Here is a 17,773-nt window from a genome sequence, read left to right as displayed (position 1 = left end):
CCCGCGGACGGTCACGCGCCCCACGTCTCCACCCGCCGTACCTCCGCCTCGGTCATGAGGCCGACCTGGGAGGTCAGGAAGGCGGCCGCCTCCGCCCGCCACTGCTCGGGGATCTCCTCGATCGCCAGCGGGTAGCAGTGGTCGAGCCAGCTCGTGGACTCCTCGGTGGCCTCGAAGTGGTCGAGGGCCTTGGCGAACAGGGACCGTTCGACGCCGGGGATCCGGGCCAGGCCGTACTCGACCATCTCCTGGCCCCCGAAGGGGGGCGGCCGCAGCCACTTGCGGGCCACGGGACGGTCGGCGGTGAGGGGCGTGTCCAGGGGACGGCGCTCGACGGCGGCCTGGATGAGCTCCTTGTACAGGCACTTGCCGCAGGTGCGGCAGGGGCCGTCGGTGCCGCGCAGGCACCAGCGCACCTGGTCCTTGAGCTCGGAGTTCAGGGCCAGCCGCATGGTGACGGCCTCGCTCACCCCGCCTACCGGGAGCACGATGTGCACGCCGGCGGCGGCGAACAACCGGCCCCACGCGCCGTGCGGCGCCCACATCGGGTTGTCAGGCGTGAACCGCAACAGGTAACGGTCACCGCCGAGCCAGCGTGAACCCAGTTCATAGCCGAAGCCCAGGCCACCGAGGTTCATCCGGTCGGCCAGCAGGAGCGCCCCCGCCGCGACGGCGTGGTGCTCCGGATAGCCCGGACGCGGCTCGGCGAGCGTGAACTCCAGGTCGGAGGTGACGGTGGTGAGCTCGCGGCCGGTCCGCTCGGCCAGCTTGGCCAGCACGTCGGAGCGGTAGTGCGGCCACCGGTTGGGCACCCGCGGATGCGGCACCCGCCGGAAGTGCACGAACGGCGCCGACGGATGGATGGCCGCCGCGGCCACGGAGTCCGCGCCGCCGCTGTAGGAGAGGGCGAGCCGGTCGCCGGCCCGGCGCGGCTCGGCCCCGACCGGCCCCGCCTCGATGCCCCACCCGTCGTGCAGGGCCGCGGCCACCTCGGCGGAGACGGCCCGGTCGAACGTGATCCGCCGCCTGGTCCAGGGCGCCACGATCGTCCAGGCGGCCACGGCGAACAGGTCGGGGTGGGCGTCGTCGGGCACGCCGCCGATCGAGCAGGAGTTGGTGGCCAGCTTGACGGGATGGTCGTCGGCCGCCCTGCCGGTGATCTCGTCCTCAGGGTCGAGGCGGAAGGTCAGCTCGGTGCCGGACCAGGTCACGCGCACGGCCGGCCCCCCTCGGGGACGCGGGCCCGCAGGTCGTCGATGGCCTGCCAGACGAGCACCTCGTTCTGGAGCACGCCGTCGAGGGCCTGCGCGGTCTCCTGCGCCAGCCGGTACGTGTCGTCGACCCTGGCCTTGTCGATCACCGGCCCGGCCGGCGGACGGGCGTTCCGCAGCCGCTCGACCTCGCCCTGCAGGGTCGCCATCTCCCTGCGCAGGGTCTGGACCTCCCAGAGCGCGTCCCGGATGTCCTGCCGGTGGTCGGCGACGGAGATGTAACGGGAGTCGAACCACGTACGCACGGCTTTACGCAGCCGGGCGGGGACCGGGACGCGCATCATGAAACGCCACCATACTGGCAAACCCGCTTCCCCTTGGACGGCCTACTCCAAAGGGTTGCATTCGCATGGCGGCCGGGCGGTCACCGTCCGGTGAACTTGGCCTTGGCCTTCTCCGCGAAGGCCCGCATGCCGATCCGGGCGTCGTCGGTGGCGAACAGGCCGGAGAAGTGCAGGCGCTCGATCTCCAGGCCGGAGTCGAGGTCGACCTCGGCGCCCTGGTCGACGGCCTGCTTGGCGGCGCGCAGCGCCACGGCCGGGCCGCCGACGAACGTGGCCGCCCACTCCAGGGCCGCCGTGTAGACCTGCTCGTCCGGCACCACCCGGTCAACCAGCCCGATGGCCAGGGCCTCGGCGGCGGGGACGTGCCGGCCGGTGAAGATCAGATCCTTGGCGCGGGACGGGCCGACGAGCCGGGGCAGGCGCTGCGTGCCGCCCGCGCCCGGGATGAGCCCGAGCAGGATCTCCGGCTGGCCGAGCCGGGCCGACTCGCCCGCCACCCGGAAGTCGGCGCACAGGGCCAGCTCGCAGCCGCCGCCCAGCGCGTAGCCGGTGACGGCGGCGATGACCGGCTTGCCGATGCGGGCCACCGTGGTGAAGCACGCCTGGAGCGTGCGGGAGTGGGCAGACATGTCGGCATAGGACATGTCGGCCATCTCCTTGACGTCCACGCCGGCGGCGAAGACCCGCTCGCCGCCGTAGAGGATCACCGCCTGCACCTGGTCGTCGGCATCGACCTGCAGCGCCGCCTCGACGAGCTCCCGCTGCGTCTGAACGTCGATCGCGTTCATCTTCGGACGGTCAAGACGGATCGTGGCGATCTGGTCGGCCACCTCGACGCTCACAAACTCACCCATGAGCCGAACCTAACAGAGCGCTCCCGCTCACCCCCGCGGCCCACCTCGTCGCCCGCCTTGTCGTTCACCCCGCCGCGGCCGACCTCACCTCGTCGGCGGCCTTCTTGCTGGTCGACACGCGTACCAGAGCCGCCGACAGGCGGGCCAGCTCGTCGCCGGAGCGGGCCAGGCGGGCCAGGCCGCGTTCCTGGCGCGGCAGGCCGAGCCGGGCCGCGCCGTCCAGCACCCGCCCGTCCAGGTGCGGCGCGACCTGCGGCCAGACGCCCTGGACCTCGCGCAGGAAGATGTCGGCGCCGGTCGGGCCGATGCCGGGGAACTCCCGCAACAGCTCGCCGATACGGGAGGGGCCGCCCCCGGCCTCGTCGCGCAACCTGCGCAGGTCGCCCTTCCAGCGGTCGAGCAGCAGCTCGGCACCCCTGCCGAGCATGGTCGAGGTGCGTTCGTCGTAGCGCCGGTAGTGGCCGCGGCCGAGGGCGTCCACGCGGTCCTGCCAGCTCGCCCGCGCCATGTCCCGCGGCGTGCGGTACCCGGCGGCGAACAGCTCGCGCGCCGCCGCCACCGCCACCCCGGACGAGATGCGCGCGCTGAGCAGCGTGGCCAGCACGAGGAGCTGGTACAGCGGCCGCGGCCGGTCGGCGAGCCGGATGCCCGCCTCCGCGGCGAACGTCTGGCCGCACTGTTCGAGCAGGGCGTCCAGCACGCCCTTGTCCTTGTCGGCGTCCTTGTCAGCCATGACGTTCCGCTACCCCCACGGCGGGCGCTCATCCCGGCCCGGCGCGTTTGCCGCCCTGGTCGCGGGGGAGGCGGGGGGTCTCCAGCGAGAAGGAGCGCATCGTGCTGACTTTGACTGACAACGCCGTGGTCGCGATCCGTGACCTGATGGTCGGCGAGGACGTGCCCGCGCACGCCGGCCTGCGAATCGCCGCCAAGCCGGACGAGGCGGGCGCCTTGGAGGTGTCGCTGGCGAGCACGCCGTACGCCGGGGACCAGGTCATCGAGCAGGGGGACGTGCGCGTCTTCGTGGCCGAGGACGCGGCGCCCATCCTCGACGACAAGTCGCTGGACGCCCAGCCGGGCACGCCGGGACATCCGACGTTCCGGCTGGACCGCCGCACCTGAGCGGCCCTGCCGGACCTTCCGGCGGCCCGCCCACCGGGCCGCCGGGAGGCCGTCAGCCGGCGGCGCGGCCGGCGCGCACGGCGTCGGCCAGCTCGGCCAGCAGGCGCTCGGTCTCCTCCCAGCCCACGCAGGCGTCGGTGATGCTCTGCCCGTACGTCAGGCCCTCGGCCGGGCCGGGCTCCTGCCGCCCCGGCACCAGGAAGCTCTCCACCATCAGCCCCGCGATGCCCTTCTCGCCCGCCGCCAGGCGTCCGGCCACCTCGCGCACCACGGCCGCCTGCCGGACGTGGTCCTTGCCGCTGTTGCCGTGGCTGGCGTCGATGATCAGCCGCTCCGGCAGCCCGGCCTTGGCCAGCAGCGCCAGCGCGTCACCGATGGACTGGGGGTCGTAGTTCGGGCCGGTGCGCCCGCCGCGCAGGATGACGTGGCAGTCGGGGTTGCCGGTGGTCGAGACGACCGCGGCCCGGCCCTCGTCGTCGATGCCGAAGAAGACCTGCGGGTGCGCGGCGGCGTTCACGCCGTCGATGGCCACCTGCACGTCGCCGTCGGTGGCGTTCTTGAAGCCGACCGGCATGGACAGGCCGGAGGTGAGCTGGCGGTGCACCTGGCTCTCGGGCGTGCGCGCGCCGATCGCGCCCCAGGTGACGGCGTCGGCGATGTACTGCGGGCTGGTCGGCTCCAGGAACTCGCAGCCCACCGGCAGCCCGGTGTCGAGCACGTCGAGCAGCACCGTCCTGGCCAGGCGCAGCCCGCGCTGGACGTCGTGGCCGCCGTCGATGTCCGGGTCGTTGATCAGGCCCTTCCAGCCGATGGTGGTACGCGGCTTCTCGAAGTACACCCGCATGACCACGCACAGGGCGTCGCCGAGGTCGCGGGTGGCGGCGGCCAGGCGGCGGGCGTAGTCGAGCGCGGCCTCCGGGTCGTGCACCGAGCACGGGCCGACGATGAGCAGCAGGCGGTCGTCGTCGCCGGCGAGCACGTCGCGCACGGCGTTCCTGCTCGCCGCCACCAGCGCCTCGCGCTGCGGGCCGAGCGGCTGTTCACCGATGAGCTCGCGGGGCGTGGGCAGGGGTTCGAACGAGGTGATGCGCAGGTCGCTGGTCGTGGTCATGGGCTGGTCCTCCGCTTTCGATGGAAGTTCGAAGGCGGTACGGCCCACATCCGTGGCCCCCGGAGCCGTCCGCCTGAACGACGAAAGGCAGAGACGGGACGTCTCTGCCTTTGGGCTCCGGGTGATCAGTAAGTCAGCGCATGTGACCTTCGGCTCCACCCGGAGCCGCCACATAGCGCCAAAATCGGCTGATCACTGACATGCTGTTGACGCTAGCAGACACCGGGTGACGGCTCCAAATCCCGTCCGCTATCCGAGATCGGATTCCCAGCCGGGTTCGCGCAGGTCGCCGAGCCCGTAGAGGCCGACCAGGGTGCCGTCGGCGCGGGTGACGACGACGTGGTCGACGTTCGCGCCCTCCATGCGGCCGGCCAGGGCGTCGAGCTGCTCGCTGGGCCGTACGGTGGTGACGCCGGTGTTCATGGCGGCCTCGGCGGTGCCGGTCAGGTCGGCGCCCTTGAGCTCGCGCGACCCGATGACGCCCTGCACCACCTCGTCCCGGTCCACCACGACCGCGAGCCCGGCCGGGTCGGCGACGATGCGCTCGCTGAGCTCCTCCAGCGGGTCCTCCAGGTCGGCCGTGACCGGGTCGCGCCGGGCGCCGGAGCCCACCAGGAGGGCCTCCCCCTCGTACGGCAGGTCGGCCGACAACCAGTCCATCTTGCCCAGGCCGTAGTCGTGCACGTCGGCGAAGCCCAGCCGGGCCAGCCGGTGGGCGGCGCGCGGGCTCAGGTCGCAGAGCCAGTCGTGGCAGTAGACGACGACCGGACGCGACCGGTCCAGCAGGTCGTCGGCCAGCCGGTCGAGCGAGCCGAGCGGCAGGTGCACGGCGCCGGGCAGGTGCGCCCAGGCGTACTCGCGTTCGGGCAGCACCTCGGCGAGCTGGGCGTCGCGCGTGGCGAGCAGGTCCTGGACGCCGACGCGGTCGATGATGCCGATCATCAGGGCCTCAGCGCTCCCCCCGGCGGGGCCGTTCGGACTTGGGTCCTTCGGCGCGGTCGCCGCCCACCTTGCGCGGGCTCTTGTCCGGATCCGACTGGAGTTTCCTGGCCACGCGCTTCTTGAGCTCCTGCTCGCTCATCCCCTGCCGGTCCAGTTGCTTGCGCAGCCGGCGGCGCTCGTTGTCGTAGGAGTGACTTCCGGGTCGAGGCATGACAGCTCCCCCTCTCCTCCGGGAGCCGCCTACCCAGCCCGTCACCTGCTAGTCCTGGCCGGCGGGCGGCCTGAGCCGGGCAGGCGGTCTGTTAAGGGATGAAAAATATCTTCGCAAAGTTCTCGCCAGAGAAGGAAAATGTTGAGACGCTGAACGCGCACCACGCCCCCCAGTCAAGGAGCGGTTCATGCGCAGAGCGCTGGCGATCGCCGTCGTCGCCTTGTTGCCCTTAACCCAAGTGTCCGCGGCCAACGCCGCAGAGCCCGCCGACCGGCAGCAGGCGTTCGCCGCGGCGGCCGACGAGTTCAAGGTCCCGCAGAGCGTCCTGCTCGGCGTCTCGTACCTGGAGTCGCGCTGGGACGCCCACGCGGGCCAGCCGTCGAGCGACGCCGGGTTCGGCCCGATGCACCTGACCGACGCGGCCGCGTACACCGGCTCGAACCACCACGGAGAGGGCGAGGAGGACGCCCGCGGCGACGAGAGCAGGCCGCTCGCGCCCACGGCGACCCCCGCCCCGGCGGAGATCCCCGCCTCGCTGCGCACGATGGAACGCGCCGCGCAGCTCACCGGCGAGAGCCACGAGCGGCTGCGCACCGACGACGCGGCCAACATCCGCGGCGGCGCGGCGCTGCTCGCCGACTACCAGAAGAGCCTCGGCGCGCCCCTGAGCGCTAACCCCGGCGAATGGTACGGAGCCGTCGCCAAGTACTCCGGCGCCGACGAGGCCGACGCGGCCAAGTTCTTCGCCGACGAGGTCTACGCCACCATCCAGGAGGGCGCCGAGCGCACCACGGACGACGGGCAGAAGGTCACCCTGCCCAAGGTCCCGGACCTGGAGAAGATCGAGAAGTGGCTGGAGAAGCTCGGCCTGCGGCCCGCGCGGCGCGACGGCGTGGAGTGCCCGGCCTCGATCTCCTGCGAGTGGATCCCCTCGGCCTACCAGGAGCTCCCGCCGGACGACTACGGCCACTACGACCTGGCCAACCGCCCGGTCAGCCAGAAGGTCGACTACATCATCATCCACGACATGGAGGGCTACTTCCTCCCGTCGATCAGGCTCAACCAGGACCCGAACTACGGCGCGAGCTGGCACTACTCGGTCCGGTCCAGTGACGGGCACATCGCCCAGCACATCAAGACCAAGGACGTCGGCTGGCAGGCCGGCAACTGGTACATCAACGCCAAGTCCATCGGCATCGAGCACGAAGGCTTCCTGGCCGAGGGCAGCACCTGGTACACCGAGGCGATGTACCGCTCGTCGGCCCGGCTCGTCCGGTACCTGGCGCTCAAGCACGGCGTGCCGCTCGACCGCGCCCACATCCTGGGCCACGACAACGTCCCCGGCACGATCCCGAGCACGGTCCGCGGCATGCACGAGGACCCGGGGCCGTTCTGGGACTGGGCGCACTACTTCCAGCTCATGGGCGCGCCGCTGCACCAGTTCGGCGGTCCGCAGGCCGGCTCGGTCATGATCAAGCCGGACTTCGCCACCAACAAGCCCTACTTCTACGGCTGCGACCGCAAGAACCCCGAGGCGGCCTGCCCGCCGCTCAGCGCCGGCACCGTGTGGCTGCGCACCGAGCCGCGCGACGACGCCCCGCTGATCAAGGACATCGGCAAGCACCCGACCGGCGGCTCGCTCTACAGCGTGTACGACCACAGCGCCAGGGCCAGCACCGGCCAGCGCTTCGCCGTCGCCGACCGCCAGGGCGACTGGACGGCGATCTGGTACCTCGGCCAGAAGGCGTGGTTCCACAACCCGGCGAGCGCCCCGACCGCGATCCCGTCGATGGGGCTCGTCGTCACGCCCAAGCCGGGCAAGGCGACCGTGCCGGTGTTCGGGCGGGCCTACCCGGAGCAGGAGGCGTACCCGGCCGGCATCCCGTACCAGGCGGTGACGCCGCTGCAGTACACGTTCTCGGCGGGCGAGAAGTACACGCTGGCCGGGCCGGCCGCCACCGAGTACTACCGGGCGGTCACCTTCAACCTGGAGGACCACACGGTGGTCAGGGGCAAGACGAAGTACCTGGAGATCCAGTTCGGGCACCGCGTGATGTACGTCAAGGCTGACGACGTGCAGGTGACGTTCTCCGGGTGAACTCCTTGACGGCGCGCCTGGTGCTCGCGAGCGCCTCCTGAGAGGAGTCGAACGTGCGCTGGGCGACGCCGACGAACACGCAGTCGACGACGAGGAGCTGGCTGATCCGGCTGGCCAGGGCGCCGGGACGGAACTCCGTCTCGCGCCCGGCCGAGATCAGCACGTGCTCGGCCAGCTCCGCGATCGTCGAGCGCGGGTTGTTGGTGACAGCCACCGTGGTGGCCCCCGCCTCGCCCGCCCGGCGCAGCGGCTCGATCACGTCGGGGGTCTCCCCCGAGGTGCTGATGCCGATCGCCACGTCGCCCGCCTTCAGCAGGACGGCGCTGGTCAGGGCCAGGTGGGCGTCCTGGAAGGCGTGGCTGGACAGGCCGATGCGCAGCAGCTTCTGGGCGACGTCCTCGGCGACTAATCCCGAGGCGCCCACGCCGTAGGCGTCGATGCGCCTGGCCCCCACGATCGCGTCGACGACCAGGCCCAGGCGCTCGCTGGTGAGCTGGGCGACGGTGTCGTTGATGGCCTCCGACTCGGCCCTGGCGACCTTCTGGATGACCTCCGACAGCGGGTCGTCGGGCGCCAGGTCGCCGGGCACGAGCCGGTCGGGCTGCGCGGCCGCCGCCGCCAGAGCCAGCCTGAGCTGGGGATATCCGGCGAAGCCGAGCAGCCGCGCGGTGCGCACGATGGTGGCCTCGCTGGTGCCGGAGGCGGCCGACAGCTCCGTGATGGTGCTGCGCGCGACCGTCGCCGGATCCTCCAGGATGAGCCGGGCGACGGTCTGCGCGGCAGGCGTCAGGGACGGCAGGACACCGCGGACCGTGGCCACCAGATTGTCGGCCCGCAGGCCGTTCCCGCTGTCGTCCACGGTCCTGATTATGCACCGCCCGACCACCGGGCCGACCTCGTCCGGATATATCAGCGCAAGGTGCCGTTCGTCATTCCCACCGGCTCCTCCGGGACGGCGATCAGCCCCAGCTCCGCCGGAGTGGCAGCGAACGGGTGATGCGGGACAACCCGGACGGTGTATCCGAAAGCCCCCGTACGGTCGAGCGGCACCCGGCCCGTGAAGTGGGCGTGGCCGTCGTCCTCCAGCGACTCCACGGCCAGCCGCGCGTACCGCGGCCGGACCAGCTCGTCGTGCGGCCCCACCTTGCCGTACGCGGCCTCGACCAGCACGTCTCCCGGCTCCAGGTCGCCGAGCGCGATCGTGGCCCGCAGCTCGACCGAGGCGCCCACCTCGGGGGCGTCGCCCACGCCGGACGCCTCGACGTGCTCGACCCGCACGCCCGGCCAGGCCCGCGTGACGCGCACCCGCCAGGCCGCGAACGCCCTGGCCGCGGCGTAGTTGTCGGCCGACAGCGCGCGGGCCGACTTGGCGGCCGGGGTGTAGAGGTCGACGACGTAGTCGCGGAGCATGCGTCCGGCCAGCACCTTGGGCCCGAGCGAGGCCAGGGTGTGCTTGACCATCTCCATCCACCTACGCGGCAGCTCGTCGAACGGCCGGTCGTAGAAGCGGTCGGACACCTCGTGCTCGATCAGGTCGTACAGGGCGCCGGCCTCCAGCTCGTCGCGCCGGTCGGGGTCGCTGACGCCGTCGGCGGTGGGGATGGCCCAGCCGTTGGTACCGTCGTACCACTCGTCCCACCAGCCGTCGCGGATCGACAGGTTGAGCCCGCCGTTCAGCGCCGACTTCATGCCCGAGGTGCCGGACGCCTCCAGCGGCCGCAGCGGGTTGTTCAGCCACACGTCGCAGCCCTGGACCATGAGCTGGCCGAGCGTCATGTCGTAGTCGGGCAGGAAGACGATGCGGTGGCGCACGTTGTGCTGGTCGGCGAACTTGACGATCTGCTGGATCAGCTTCTTGCCGCCCTCGTCGGCCGGATGCGCCTTGCCGGCGATCACGATCTGCACCGGCTTGTCCGGGTCGAGCAGCAGCCGGGCCAGCCGCTTGGGGTCGCGCAGCATGAGCGTGAGCCGCTTGTAGGACGGCACCCGCCGGGCGAAGCCGATGGTCAGCACGTCGGGGTCGAGCGCGTCGTCGATCCAGCCCAGCTCGGCGACCGAGGCGCCGCGCTCGCGCCACGACCTGCGCAGCCGCTCGCGCGCGCCCTCGACCAGCCGCCTGCGCAGCTTGCCGCGGATCTCCCAGATCTCCCGGTCGGAGATCTTCTGGATGCCCTCCCAGCCGCGGGCGCGCTCGATCAGCGAGGGCAGCTCGCGGCCGGCCAGCTCCATGAACTCGCGCCCGACCCACGTGGGCGCGTGCACGCCGTTGGTGATCGAGCCGATCGGCACCTCGTCGAGGTCGAAGCCGGGCCACAGGTCCTTGAACATCTCCCGGCTGACCGCGCCGTGCAGCTCGGAGACGCCGTTGACGCGCTGGGCCAGGCGCATGCCCATGACGGCCATGTTGAAGCGGCCGGGCTCGGCCTCGGCGCCCAGGGCCAGGATGCGCTCGACGGGCACGGTCGGCCAGGCGGAGTCGCCGCCGAAGTGGCGTTCGATCAGGTCGCAGGGGAAACGGTCGATGCCGGCGGGCACCGGCGTGTGCGTGGTGAACACCGTGCCGGCGCGGACGGCCTCCAGCGCCTCGTCGAACGACAGGCGCGACTCGGTCAGCTCGCGGATGCGCTCCAGGCCGAGAAAGCCGGCGTGGCCCTCGTTGGTGTGGAAGACCTCGGGCTCGGCGTGGCCGGTGATGCGGCAGTAGGCCCTGATGGCGCGTACGCCGCCCACCCCCAGCAGCAGCTCCTGCATGAGCCGGTGGTCGGTGCCGCCGCCGTAGAGGCGGTCGGTGACGTCGCGGGCGGCGGTGTCGTTGTCGGCCACGTCGGAGTCGAGCAGCAGCAGCGGCACCCGGCCCACCTGCGCCACCCAGACCTGGGCGTGCAGGACGCGGCCCTCGGGCAGGCCGAGACGGATCTTGACGGGCTCGTCGCCGTCCTTCAGCAGGGTCAGCGGCAGCCCCCCGGCGTCGAGCGCCGGATAGTGCTCGAGCTGCCAGCCCTCGGGCGACAGCGACTGGGTGAAGTAGCCGTGGCGATAGAGCAGGCCGACCGCGAGGATCGGCACGCCCAGGTCGCTGGCCGCCTTGAGGTGGTCGCCGGCGAGGATGCCGAGACCGCCTGAGTACTGGGGCATCGCGGCGGCGATGCCGTACTCGGGGGAGAAGTAGGCGATGGCGCGTGCGACGTCGGGCAGCGTCTGGTACCAGCGCGGCGATGTCATGTATTCGCGCAGGTCGTCGGCTGCGTCGGCCAGGCGGCGGAGGAAACGGCGGTCGGCGGCCAGCTCGTTGAGCCGGGCCGGTGTGACGGCGCCGAGCAGGGCCACGGGATCGTGCCCGACCTGTTCCCACAGAGCCGCGTCGACCTCGGCGAAGAGGTCGAGCGTCTCCGGGTGCCAGGACCAGCGGAGATTGTGCACGAGCTCGCCCAGGGCGACCAGCTCCGTGGGCAGGACGGTGCGGACGGTAAACCGGCGGATAGCTCTCACGTTTCTGCACCCTACGGGCTAGGAGGGACCTCTCAGTCCTTCACCCCCAAGAAGCCCCTTCAAACCCCAGCCCGGAACAAGCATGAAGCCGGACGATTGGGGCAACTTTCCTCTTTGTTGGCTCTCCCGGGAACACACTCGGGAGGTCTATCCGCTGCTGCCCAGTATTTACGTGCAAGGATCGTTACTGCCGGGGTAGGCCGTATCCAGCGGTCCCACGCGGTTGCGCAATCTTGCACATACGGAAAGCCTCCGGCGGCGCCGAGCGCGCCGCCGCAAACCCTGCGAATGCGATGATCGGACGAATTCCCATCACGGACATCTCCCCCGTCGTCGACTGCGGGCAGTGGCCCGCCAAGGCGGTCGCCGGCGAGACCTTCCAGGTCTCGGCGACCGTCTTCCGAGAGGGCCATGACGCCGTGGCCGCGGGCGTGGTGCTCACCTCGCCCGACGGACAGCGTGGCCGCCTGAAACCCATGCGCGAGCTCGCCCCCGGCACCGACCGCTGGGGCGTCGACGTGTGCCTGCCGGCCGAGGGCGACTGGATGTTCCGCGTGGAGGCGTGGAGCGATCCGATCGCGACCTGGCTGCACGACGCCGAGATCAAGATCCCGCGTGGGCTGGACACCGATCTCATGTGCGAGGAGGGGGCCCGGCTGTTCGAGCGGGCCGCCAAGGCCGTCCGTACGGCCGAGTGCCCCGCGCCCGGCGGCCAGGGCGGCCCCGGCAACGGTCACTCCAGGAACGGCACGGGCAACAGCAAGGGCAACGGCAACGGCGACAGCGCGTGCGGCCACCGGGCCGCGCTGCTGTCGGTGGCGGCCACGCTGCGGGACGAGGAGCTCGACCCGCGCGCCCGGCTGTCCATCGCCCAGCTCCCCGAGACGGCCGCGCTGCTGGCGGCGCATCCGTTCCGCGAGCTGGTGACCAGGGCCAAGCCGTACAAGGTCAGGGTCGACCGGCGCAGGGCGCTCTACGGCTCCTGGTACGAGTTCTTCCCCAGGTCCGAGGGCGCGGTCGTCACCGAGTCCGGCGTCTCCAGGTCGGGCACCTTCCAGACCGCGGCCAAGCGGCTGCCCGCCATCGCCAAGATGGGCTTCGACGTCGTCTACCTGCCGCCGATCCATCCCATCGGCCAGACCTTCCGCAAGGGCCGCAACAACACGCTGAGCCCCGAGCCCGACGAGCCCGGCTCGCCCTGGGCGATCGGCTCGGAGGACGGCGGGCACGACGCCGTCCATCCCGACCTGGGCACCCTCGAGGACTTCGACGCGTTCGTCAGCCGCACCCGCGAGCTGGGCATGGAGGTCGCGCTCGACTTCGCCCTGCAGTGCTCCCCCGACCACCCGTGGGTCAAGGAGCACCCGGAGTGGTTCACCATCCGGGCGGACGGGACGATCGCCTACGCCGAGAACCCGCCGAAGAAGTACCAGGACATCTACCCGATCAACTTCGACAGGGACCCCGAGGGCATCTTCGCCGAGGTCCGGCGGGTGCTGCGGCACTGGATGGACCACGGCGTGCGGATCTTCCGGGTGGACAACCCGCACACCAAGCCGGTGGCGTTCTGGGAGCGCCTGCTGGCCGACATCCACGCGACCGACCCGGACGTGGTGTTCCTGGCCGAGGCGTTCACCCGGCCCGCGATGCTGCAGACGCTCGCCAAGGCGGGGTTCCACCAGTCGTACACGTATTACACGTGGAAGAACTCCAAGTTCGACGTGGAGACCTACCTCTCCGAGCTCGCGCACGAGACGTCGGCGTTCCTGCGGCCGAACCTGTTCGTCAACACCCCGGACATCCTGCACGAGTACCTGCAGCACGGCGGCGTGCCGGCGTTCCGGATCAGGGCCGTGCTGGCCGCTCTCACCTCGCCGACCTGGGGGGTCTACTCCGGGTACGAGCTGGCCGAGAACGTTCCGGTGCGCCCGGGGAGTGAGGAATACCTTGATAGTGAGAAATATCAGTACAAGCCACGCGACTGGGCGGCAGCCGAACGCGACGGAAGGACCCTCGCCCCGCTCATCACCCATCTGAATTTGTTCCGAAGAGCGCATCCGGCGCTGCAGGAATTGCGTAACCTACGGTTCCACAGGGTCGACCATCCGGACATCGTCTGCTTCTCCAAACGGCTTCCGGGCGCCTATGACACGGCCACACGAAGGCACGGGCTGGGCGACGTCGTTCTGGCGGTTGTCAATCTGGATCCTCACCACACCCACGAGGCGACGGTAGATCTCGACCTGCCCGCCATCGGTCTCGACTGGAACGCCGAGTTCGTCGTGGACGACGAGCTGTCGGGCGAGTCCTACCGCTGGAGGCAGAGCAACTATGTGCGTCTCGACCCTCACATCCAGCCTGCCCACATTCTCACCGTACGAGCCGCGCCACGGTAGAACAGAATTCAGCGGGAGTCTTCAACGTGTGTGAAAGCGCCCTCCTCATGAGCCCCCTCTGGGGGAGCCCATGAGCTCCACACCCATTCCCAACACCTTTGACGAGGAGAAGCCGCGCGATCCTTACTGGTACAAGCGCGCCGTCTTCTACGAGGTTCTGATCAGGGGATTCGCCGACTCCAACGGCGACGGGACCGGAGACATCAAAGGCCTGATCAGCAAGCTCGACTACCTGCAGTGGCTGGGCGTCGACTGCCTCTGGCTGCTGCCCCTGTACGAGTCGCCGCTGCGTGACGGCGGCTACGACATCGCCGACTTCATGAAGATCCTGCCCGAGTTCGGGGACCTGGGAGACTTCGTGAAGCTGGTCGACGAGGCGCACAAACGCGGCATGCGGGTGATCGCCGACCTCGTCATGAACCACACCAGCGACGCCCATCCCTGGTTCCAGGCCTCCAGGCACGACCCGGAAGGCCCGTTCGGCGACTTCTACGTCTGGTCGGACACCGATGAGAAGTACCAGGACGCCCGGATCATCTTCATCGACACCGAGACGTCCAACTGGACCTACGACCCGGTGCGCGGCCAGTACTACTGGCACCGCTTCTTCCACCACCAGCCCGACCTCAACTACGAGAACCCCGACGTGCAGGAGGCCATGCTGGAGGTGCTGCGGTTCTGGCTGGACCTCGGCATCGACGGCTTCCGCCTGGACGCGGTGCCCTACCTCTTCGAGGAGGAGGGCACCAACTGCGAGAACCTGCCCAGGACGCACGAATACCTCAAGAGCATCAGGCGTGAGGTCGACCGGCTCTTCCCGGACCGGGTGCTGCTCGCCGAGGCGAATCAGTGGCCTTCGGACGTGGTGGAATATTTCGGCGATCCGGTAGGCGGCGGGGACGAATGCCACATGGCCTTCCATTTCCCGCTCATGCCCCGCATTTTCATGGCGGTCCGCCGAGAGTCCCGCTACCCAATTTCCGAAATTTTGGCACAAACGCCGAAAATTCCGGAACATTGCCAGTGGGGGATTTTCCTGCGGAACCATGATGAGCTGACGCTCGAAATGGTGACCGACGAAGAACGCGACTACATGTACACGGAGTACGCCAAAGATCCGCGTATGCGGGCGAATGTCGGCATCCGCCGGCGGCTGGCTCCCCTGCTGGAGAACGACCGCAACCAGATCGAGCTGTTCACCGCGCTGCTCCTGTCGCTGCCGGGCTCTCCCGTGCTCTACTACGGCGACGAGATCGGCATGGGCGACAACATCTGGCTCGGCGACCGCGACGGCGTCCGCACCCCGATGCAGTGGGACCCCGACCGCAACGCCGGGTTCTCCGACTGCGACCCCGGACGGCTCTACCTGCCCGTGATCATGGACCCGATCTACGGCTACCAGGCGATCAACGTCGAGGCCCACCAGAAGAACGCGGGCTCGCTGCTCCACTGGACCAAGCGGATGATCGAGATCCGTAAACGTCACCCCGTCTTCGGGCTCGGCGAGTTCGCCGAGCTCAACTCCTCCAACCCCAGCGTGCTCGCGTTCGTCCGGGAGCTGGGCGACGACCGGATGTTGTGCGTCAACAACCTGTCGCGCTTCCCGCAGCCGGTCGAGCTTGACCTGCGCAGATTCGTCGGCGTCTCCCCCGTGGAAACCATGGGAGGGGTCCCATTCCCGGCAATTGGCGAACTACCGTATCTTTTGACGCTTCCCGGGCATGGGTTCTATTGGTTCACACTCCCACCGGCACACACCCAGGAGGAGTAGGGCGTGATAGACGAGCTCCTTGCCGCATGGATCGGCCGCCAACGATGGTTCGGCGGCAAGGGGCGCCCGATCGACGATCTGTCGATCGAGTCGGACGTCGAGCTGAGGCCAGGGCTCCGGCACCTGATCGTGGCCGTCTGGCAGGAGGGCGCGCGGGACCGGTACCAGGTCTTCCTGGGCGAGCGGCACGACCTGCCCGACCGGCTCAACCACGCCCTCATCGGCACCCTCGGCGACACCTGGTTCTATGACGCCGTCCACGACGCCGACGCCATGAGCTGGCTGCTGGAGGGCATGGCGGGCGACGAGACCCGCAGCGGGCTGCGCATGCGGCACGCGCCCGGCGTCGTCATCGACACCTCCCAGCGCAGCCTGGTGCTGGGGGCCGAGCAGTCGAACACCTCGCTCGTGTACGGCGACTCCTACATCTGCAAGCTGTTCCGCCGGCTCGTCCCGGGCGTCAACCCGGAGCTGGAGATCATCAGCGCGCTGGCCGCCCGGAGCGCGCCGAACATCGCCCAGCCGTACGGGTGGATCGAGGCCGACGTGGACGGCACGGACACCACGCTCGCCTTCATGCAGGAGTACCTGTCCAACGCCAACGACGGCTGGGACCTCGCGCTGGCCAGCGTCCGCGACCTGTACGCCTCGCTGCCGGAGGTCACCGCCGCCGAGGCGGGCGGCGACTTCGCCGCCGAGTCCGTACGGCTGGGCGTCGCCACCGCCCGCGTCCACCACGAGCTGGCCGCGGCGTTCCCCACGGACCTGGTCGAGATCCCCGAGGTCAAACGCATGGCGGAGGGCTTCCGGCGGCAGCTCGGGCGGGCCATGGCCGAGGTGCCCGAGCTGCGGCGGCACGTGGCGGCCCTGGAGGACGCCTACCACCAGGTGGAACTGCTCACCAGGGAAGTGCCCGTACAGCGCGTCCACGGGGACTACCACCTGGGCCAGGTGATGCGCACGCCCACCGACTGGGTGGTGCTCGACTTCGAGGGCGAGCCGGGGCAACCGCTGGCCGAGCGCCGGGCGCTGTCGTCGCCGCTGCGGGACGTGGCCGGGATGCTGCGCTCGTTCGACTACGCGGCCAGGCACCTGCTGGCCGACCACCCGCAGGCCGCCGAGCTCCAGCCCCGGGCCGAGGCCTGGGCCGACCGCAACCGCACCGCCTTCCTCGACGGCTACCGCCAGGGCGGCGGCGTGATCACGGTCGGGGACGCGGCGCTGCTGCGGGCGTTCGAGCTGTCCAAGGCGGTGTACGAGGTGGTCTACGAGGCCCGCAACCGCCCGTCGTGGGTCTCCATCCCGCTGGCCGCCTTCCACCCCCGCCCCGTCTGACCGGCTGGGCCCGGGGGTCAGCGCAGCTCTTCGACCAGGCCGGGCAGGCCCTCGGCGCCGTGGCCGCGGGCGACGCGCTGGTCGACGATCGCCTTCAGCGGCAGCAGGAGGTCGGGCTTGACCTGCTGCTCCCTGAAGGCGCGCACCAGGTTCTCCAGGCCGGACCTGTTGATCTCCAGGTTCGACACCAGCGTCGTGTAGTCGCGCGACTCGACGGACTTGACCCACTCCGGTTGCGCGGCGGCCATCGCGTTGAGCCACGGGACCAGGAGGGTGCTGGTGAAGTCGGTCAACGAATAGCCGGCCGAGTCGACGAGCGTGACCGCCTCCAGGAAGCCGGCGATCTGGCCGTACATGCCGGTCAGCATGGCCAGGTCGAGGAGTGGGGCCAGGCCGGGGTCCGTGCCGACGAAACGCGGCTCGGCCATCGCGCCGAACGCGTCCTCGAAGCGGTCGAAGGCCGCCTGCGAACCGCTGTAGAGCACGAGCGCGCCGGGCCGGCCGATCATCTGGGGCACGGCCATGATGCCGCCGTCCACGTAGTCGCCGCCGCGTGCGGCCACCCATTCGGCCGCCTGGCGGGCCTCGACCGGCCGGCCGGTGGTCAGGTTCGCCACGACGCGCCCCTCCAGCGGCACGTCGGCCAGCAGCTCGTACACGGCCGGGTAGTCGAGCACGCAGACGATCACCAGCGGGCTGGCCGCGACCGCCTCGGCCACCGTCGCGGCGCGGGTGGCGCCCCTGGCGACCAGCGGCTCGGCCTTGTCCGCCGAACGGTTCCACACGGTGACGCGGTGTCCGGCGTCCAGCAGGCTGCCGGCGAGCGCCGCGCCCATGAGGCCGAGACCGATGATGGAAATTTCTTCTGACATTTCGGGATTCCTTAGGTTCT

General features: G+C 70.6%; 15 protein-coding genes. 5 read left to right on the top strand and 10 right to left on the bottom strand.

Translation table 11 applies throughout. From position 1 onward, the window contains the following. Positions 1 to 11: 11 nt before the first annotated feature. The 4 genes from AB0J76_RS31765 to AB0J76_RS31750 form a co-directional block, all read right to left on the bottom strand. Positions 12 to 1,217 (bottom strand): DUF6395 domain-containing protein, encoded by a 1,206-nt coding sequence (locus AB0J76_RS31765; protein ID WP_352328817.1) that lies wholly within the window; start codon positions 1,215 to 1,217, stop codon positions 12 to 14. Beyond that, a complete protein-coding gene (locus AB0J76_RS31760; protein WP_352328819.1) occupies positions 1,208 to 1,555 on the bottom strand; it encodes a hypothetical protein in 348 nt (115 codons plus the stop codon). Before AB0J76_RS31760 ends, AB0J76_RS31765 begins: the two co-directional genes overlap by 10 nt. A gap of 80 nt (positions 1,556 to 1,635) precedes the next feature. Beyond that, positions 1,636 to 2,409, bottom strand: a complete 774-nt coding sequence (locus AB0J76_RS31755; RefSeq protein WP_352328820.1) for an enoyl-CoA hydratase-related protein — start codon at positions 2,407 to 2,409, stop codon at positions 1,636 to 1,638. A 64-nt stretch (positions 2,410 to 2,473) separates the two neighbouring features. After that, a complete protein-coding gene (locus tag AB0J76_RS31750; protein WP_352328822.1) occupies positions 2,474 to 3,142 on the bottom strand; it encodes an endonuclease in 669 nt (222 codons plus the stop codon). A 101-nt stretch (positions 3,143 to 3,243) separates the two neighbouring features. Between AB0J76_RS31750 and AB0J76_RS31745 the strand changes: the two genes are divergently transcribed. Next, positions 3,244 to 3,528 carry a Fe-S cluster assembly protein HesB gene (locus tag AB0J76_RS31745; protein WP_352328823.1) on the top strand — a complete coding sequence of 95 codons (285 nt, stop codon included), beginning with the start codon at positions 3,244 to 3,246 and terminating at the stop codon, positions 3,526 to 3,528. A gap of 52 nt (positions 3,529 to 3,580) precedes the next feature. Here AB0J76_RS31745 and AB0J76_RS31740 read toward each other — a convergent pair whose 3' ends face one another. The 3 genes from AB0J76_RS31740 to AB0J76_RS31730 all read right to left on the bottom strand — a co-directional run bounded on the left by AB0J76_RS31740 (position 3,581) and on the right by AB0J76_RS31730 (position 5,792). Beyond that, positions 3,581 to 4,639, bottom strand: a complete 1,059-nt coding sequence (locus tag AB0J76_RS31740; protein WP_352322075.1) for a 3-deoxy-7-phosphoheptulonate synthase — start codon at positions 4,637 to 4,639, stop codon at positions 3,581 to 3,583. A gap of 249 nt (positions 4,640 to 4,888) precedes the next feature. Then, positions 4,889 to 5,581, bottom strand: coding sequence for a CBS domain-containing protein (locus tag AB0J76_RS31735; RefSeq protein ID WP_352322073.1), 693 nt, complete (start codon positions 5,579 to 5,581; stop codon positions 4,889 to 4,891). A gap of 7 nt (positions 5,582 to 5,588) precedes the next feature. Continuing rightward, positions 5,589 to 5,792 carry a hypothetical protein gene (locus tag AB0J76_RS31730; protein ID WP_352322071.1) on the bottom strand — a complete coding sequence of 68 codons (204 nt, stop codon included), beginning with the start codon at positions 5,790 to 5,792 and terminating at the stop codon, positions 5,589 to 5,591. 187 nt (positions 5,793 to 5,979) lie between these two features. Between AB0J76_RS31730 and AB0J76_RS31725 the strand changes: the two genes are divergently transcribed. Then, a complete protein-coding gene (locus AB0J76_RS31725; RefSeq protein WP_352322069.1) occupies positions 5,980 to 7,890 on the top strand; it encodes a peptidoglycan recognition family protein in 1,911 nt (636 codons plus the stop codon). Here the strand turns inward: AB0J76_RS31725 and AB0J76_RS31720 are convergent. Then, the gene (locus AB0J76_RS31720; RefSeq protein ID WP_352322067.1) at positions 7,853 to 8,749 is read right to left on the bottom strand and encodes a MurR/RpiR family transcriptional regulator; all 897 of its coding nucleotides are present in this window, start codon (positions 8,747 to 8,749) and stop codon (positions 7,853 to 7,855) included. The two genes, AB0J76_RS31725 and AB0J76_RS31720, sit on opposite strands and share 38 nt — an antisense overlap. Positions 8,750 to 8,799: 50 nt before the next feature. After that, on the bottom strand, positions 8,800 to 11,379 hold the full coding sequence (glgP, locus tag AB0J76_RS31715) for an alpha-glucan family phosphorylase (RefSeq protein ID WP_352322065.1): 2,580 nt from the start codon (positions 11,377 to 11,379) through the stop codon (positions 8,800 to 8,802). Positions 11,380 to 11,672: 293 nt separating this feature from the next. On the opposite strand from glgP, the gene AB0J76_RS31710 reads away from it, so the two are divergent. The 3 genes from AB0J76_RS31710 to AB0J76_RS31700 all read left to right on the top strand — a co-directional run bounded on the left by AB0J76_RS31710 (position 11,673) and on the right by AB0J76_RS31700 (position 16,881). Continuing rightward, positions 11,673 to 13,775 carry an alpha-1,4-glucan--maltose-1-phosphate maltosyltransferase gene (locus AB0J76_RS31710; RefSeq protein WP_352322063.1) on the top strand — a complete coding sequence of 701 codons (2,103 nt, stop codon included), beginning with the start codon at positions 11,673 to 11,675 and terminating at the stop codon, positions 13,773 to 13,775. 70 nt (positions 13,776 to 13,845) lie between these two features. Further along, complete coding sequence (treS, locus tag AB0J76_RS31705) at positions 13,846 to 15,546, top strand: maltose alpha-D-glucosyltransferase (protein WP_352322061.1); 1,701 nt, start codon at positions 13,846 to 13,848, stop codon at positions 15,544 to 15,546. 3 nt (positions 15,547 to 15,549) lie between these two features. Continuing rightward, entirely contained in the window at positions 15,550 to 16,881 is a 1,332-nt protein-coding gene (locus AB0J76_RS31700; RefSeq protein ID WP_352322059.1) for an aminoglycoside phosphotransferase, read from the top strand. A gap of 17 nt (positions 16,882 to 16,898) precedes the next feature. On the opposite strand, the gene AB0J76_RS31695 is transcribed toward AB0J76_RS31700, so the two are convergent. Continuing rightward, positions 16,899 to 17,753, bottom strand: coding sequence for an NAD(P)-binding domain-containing protein (locus AB0J76_RS31695; RefSeq protein WP_352322057.1), 855 nt, complete (start codon positions 17,751 to 17,753; stop codon positions 16,899 to 16,901). Between the last annotated feature and the right edge of the window lie 20 nt (positions 17,754 to 17,773).

This window comes from Nonomuraea sp. NPDC049624 (assembly GCF_040675255.1).
GTDB lineage: Bacteria > Actinomycetota > Actinomycetes > Streptosporangiales > Streptosporangiaceae > Nonomuraea.
This window is presented reverse-complemented; position numbering and strand designations above follow the sequence as displayed.

Bases quoted from the DNA above. Each gene is read 5' to 3' on its own strand.
- AB0J76_RS31730 (WP_352322071.1), bottom strand. From the start codon at position 5,792: ATGCCTCGACCCGGAAGTCACTCCTACGACAACGAGCGCCGCCGGCTG.
- AB0J76_RS31725 (WP_352322069.1), top strand. From the start codon at position 5,980: ATGCGCAGAGCGCTGGCGATCGCCGTCGTCGCCTTGTTGCCCTTAACC.
- AB0J76_RS31760 (WP_352328819.1), bottom strand. From the start codon at position 1,555: ATGATGCGCGTCCCGGTCCCCGCCCGGCTGCGTAAAGCCGTGCGTACG.
- AB0J76_RS31755 (WP_352328820.1), bottom strand. From the start codon at position 2,409: ATGGGTGAGTTTGTGAGCGTCGAGGTGGCCGACCAGATCGCCACGATC.
- AB0J76_RS31735 (WP_352322073.1), bottom strand. From the start codon at position 5,581: ATGATCGGCATCATCGACCGCGTCGGCGTCCAGGACCTGCTCGCCACG.
- AB0J76_RS31750 (WP_352328822.1), bottom strand. From the start codon at position 3,142: ATGGCTGACAAGGACGCCGACAAGGACAAGGGCGTGCTGGACGCCCTG.
- treS (WP_352322061.1), top strand. From the start codon at position 13,846: ATGAGCTCCACACCCATTCCCAACACCTTTGACGAGGAGAAGCCGCGC.
- AB0J76_RS31740 (WP_352322075.1), bottom strand. From the start codon at position 4,639: ATGACCACGACCAGCGACCTGCGCATCACCTCGTTCGAACCCCTGCCC.
- AB0J76_RS31710 (WP_352322063.1), top strand. From the start codon at position 11,673: ATGATCGGACGAATTCCCATCACGGACATCTCCCCCGTCGTCGACTGC.
- AB0J76_RS31695 (WP_352322057.1), bottom strand. From the start codon at position 17,753: ATGTCAGAAGAAATTTCCATCATCGGTCTCGGCCTCATGGGCGCGGCG.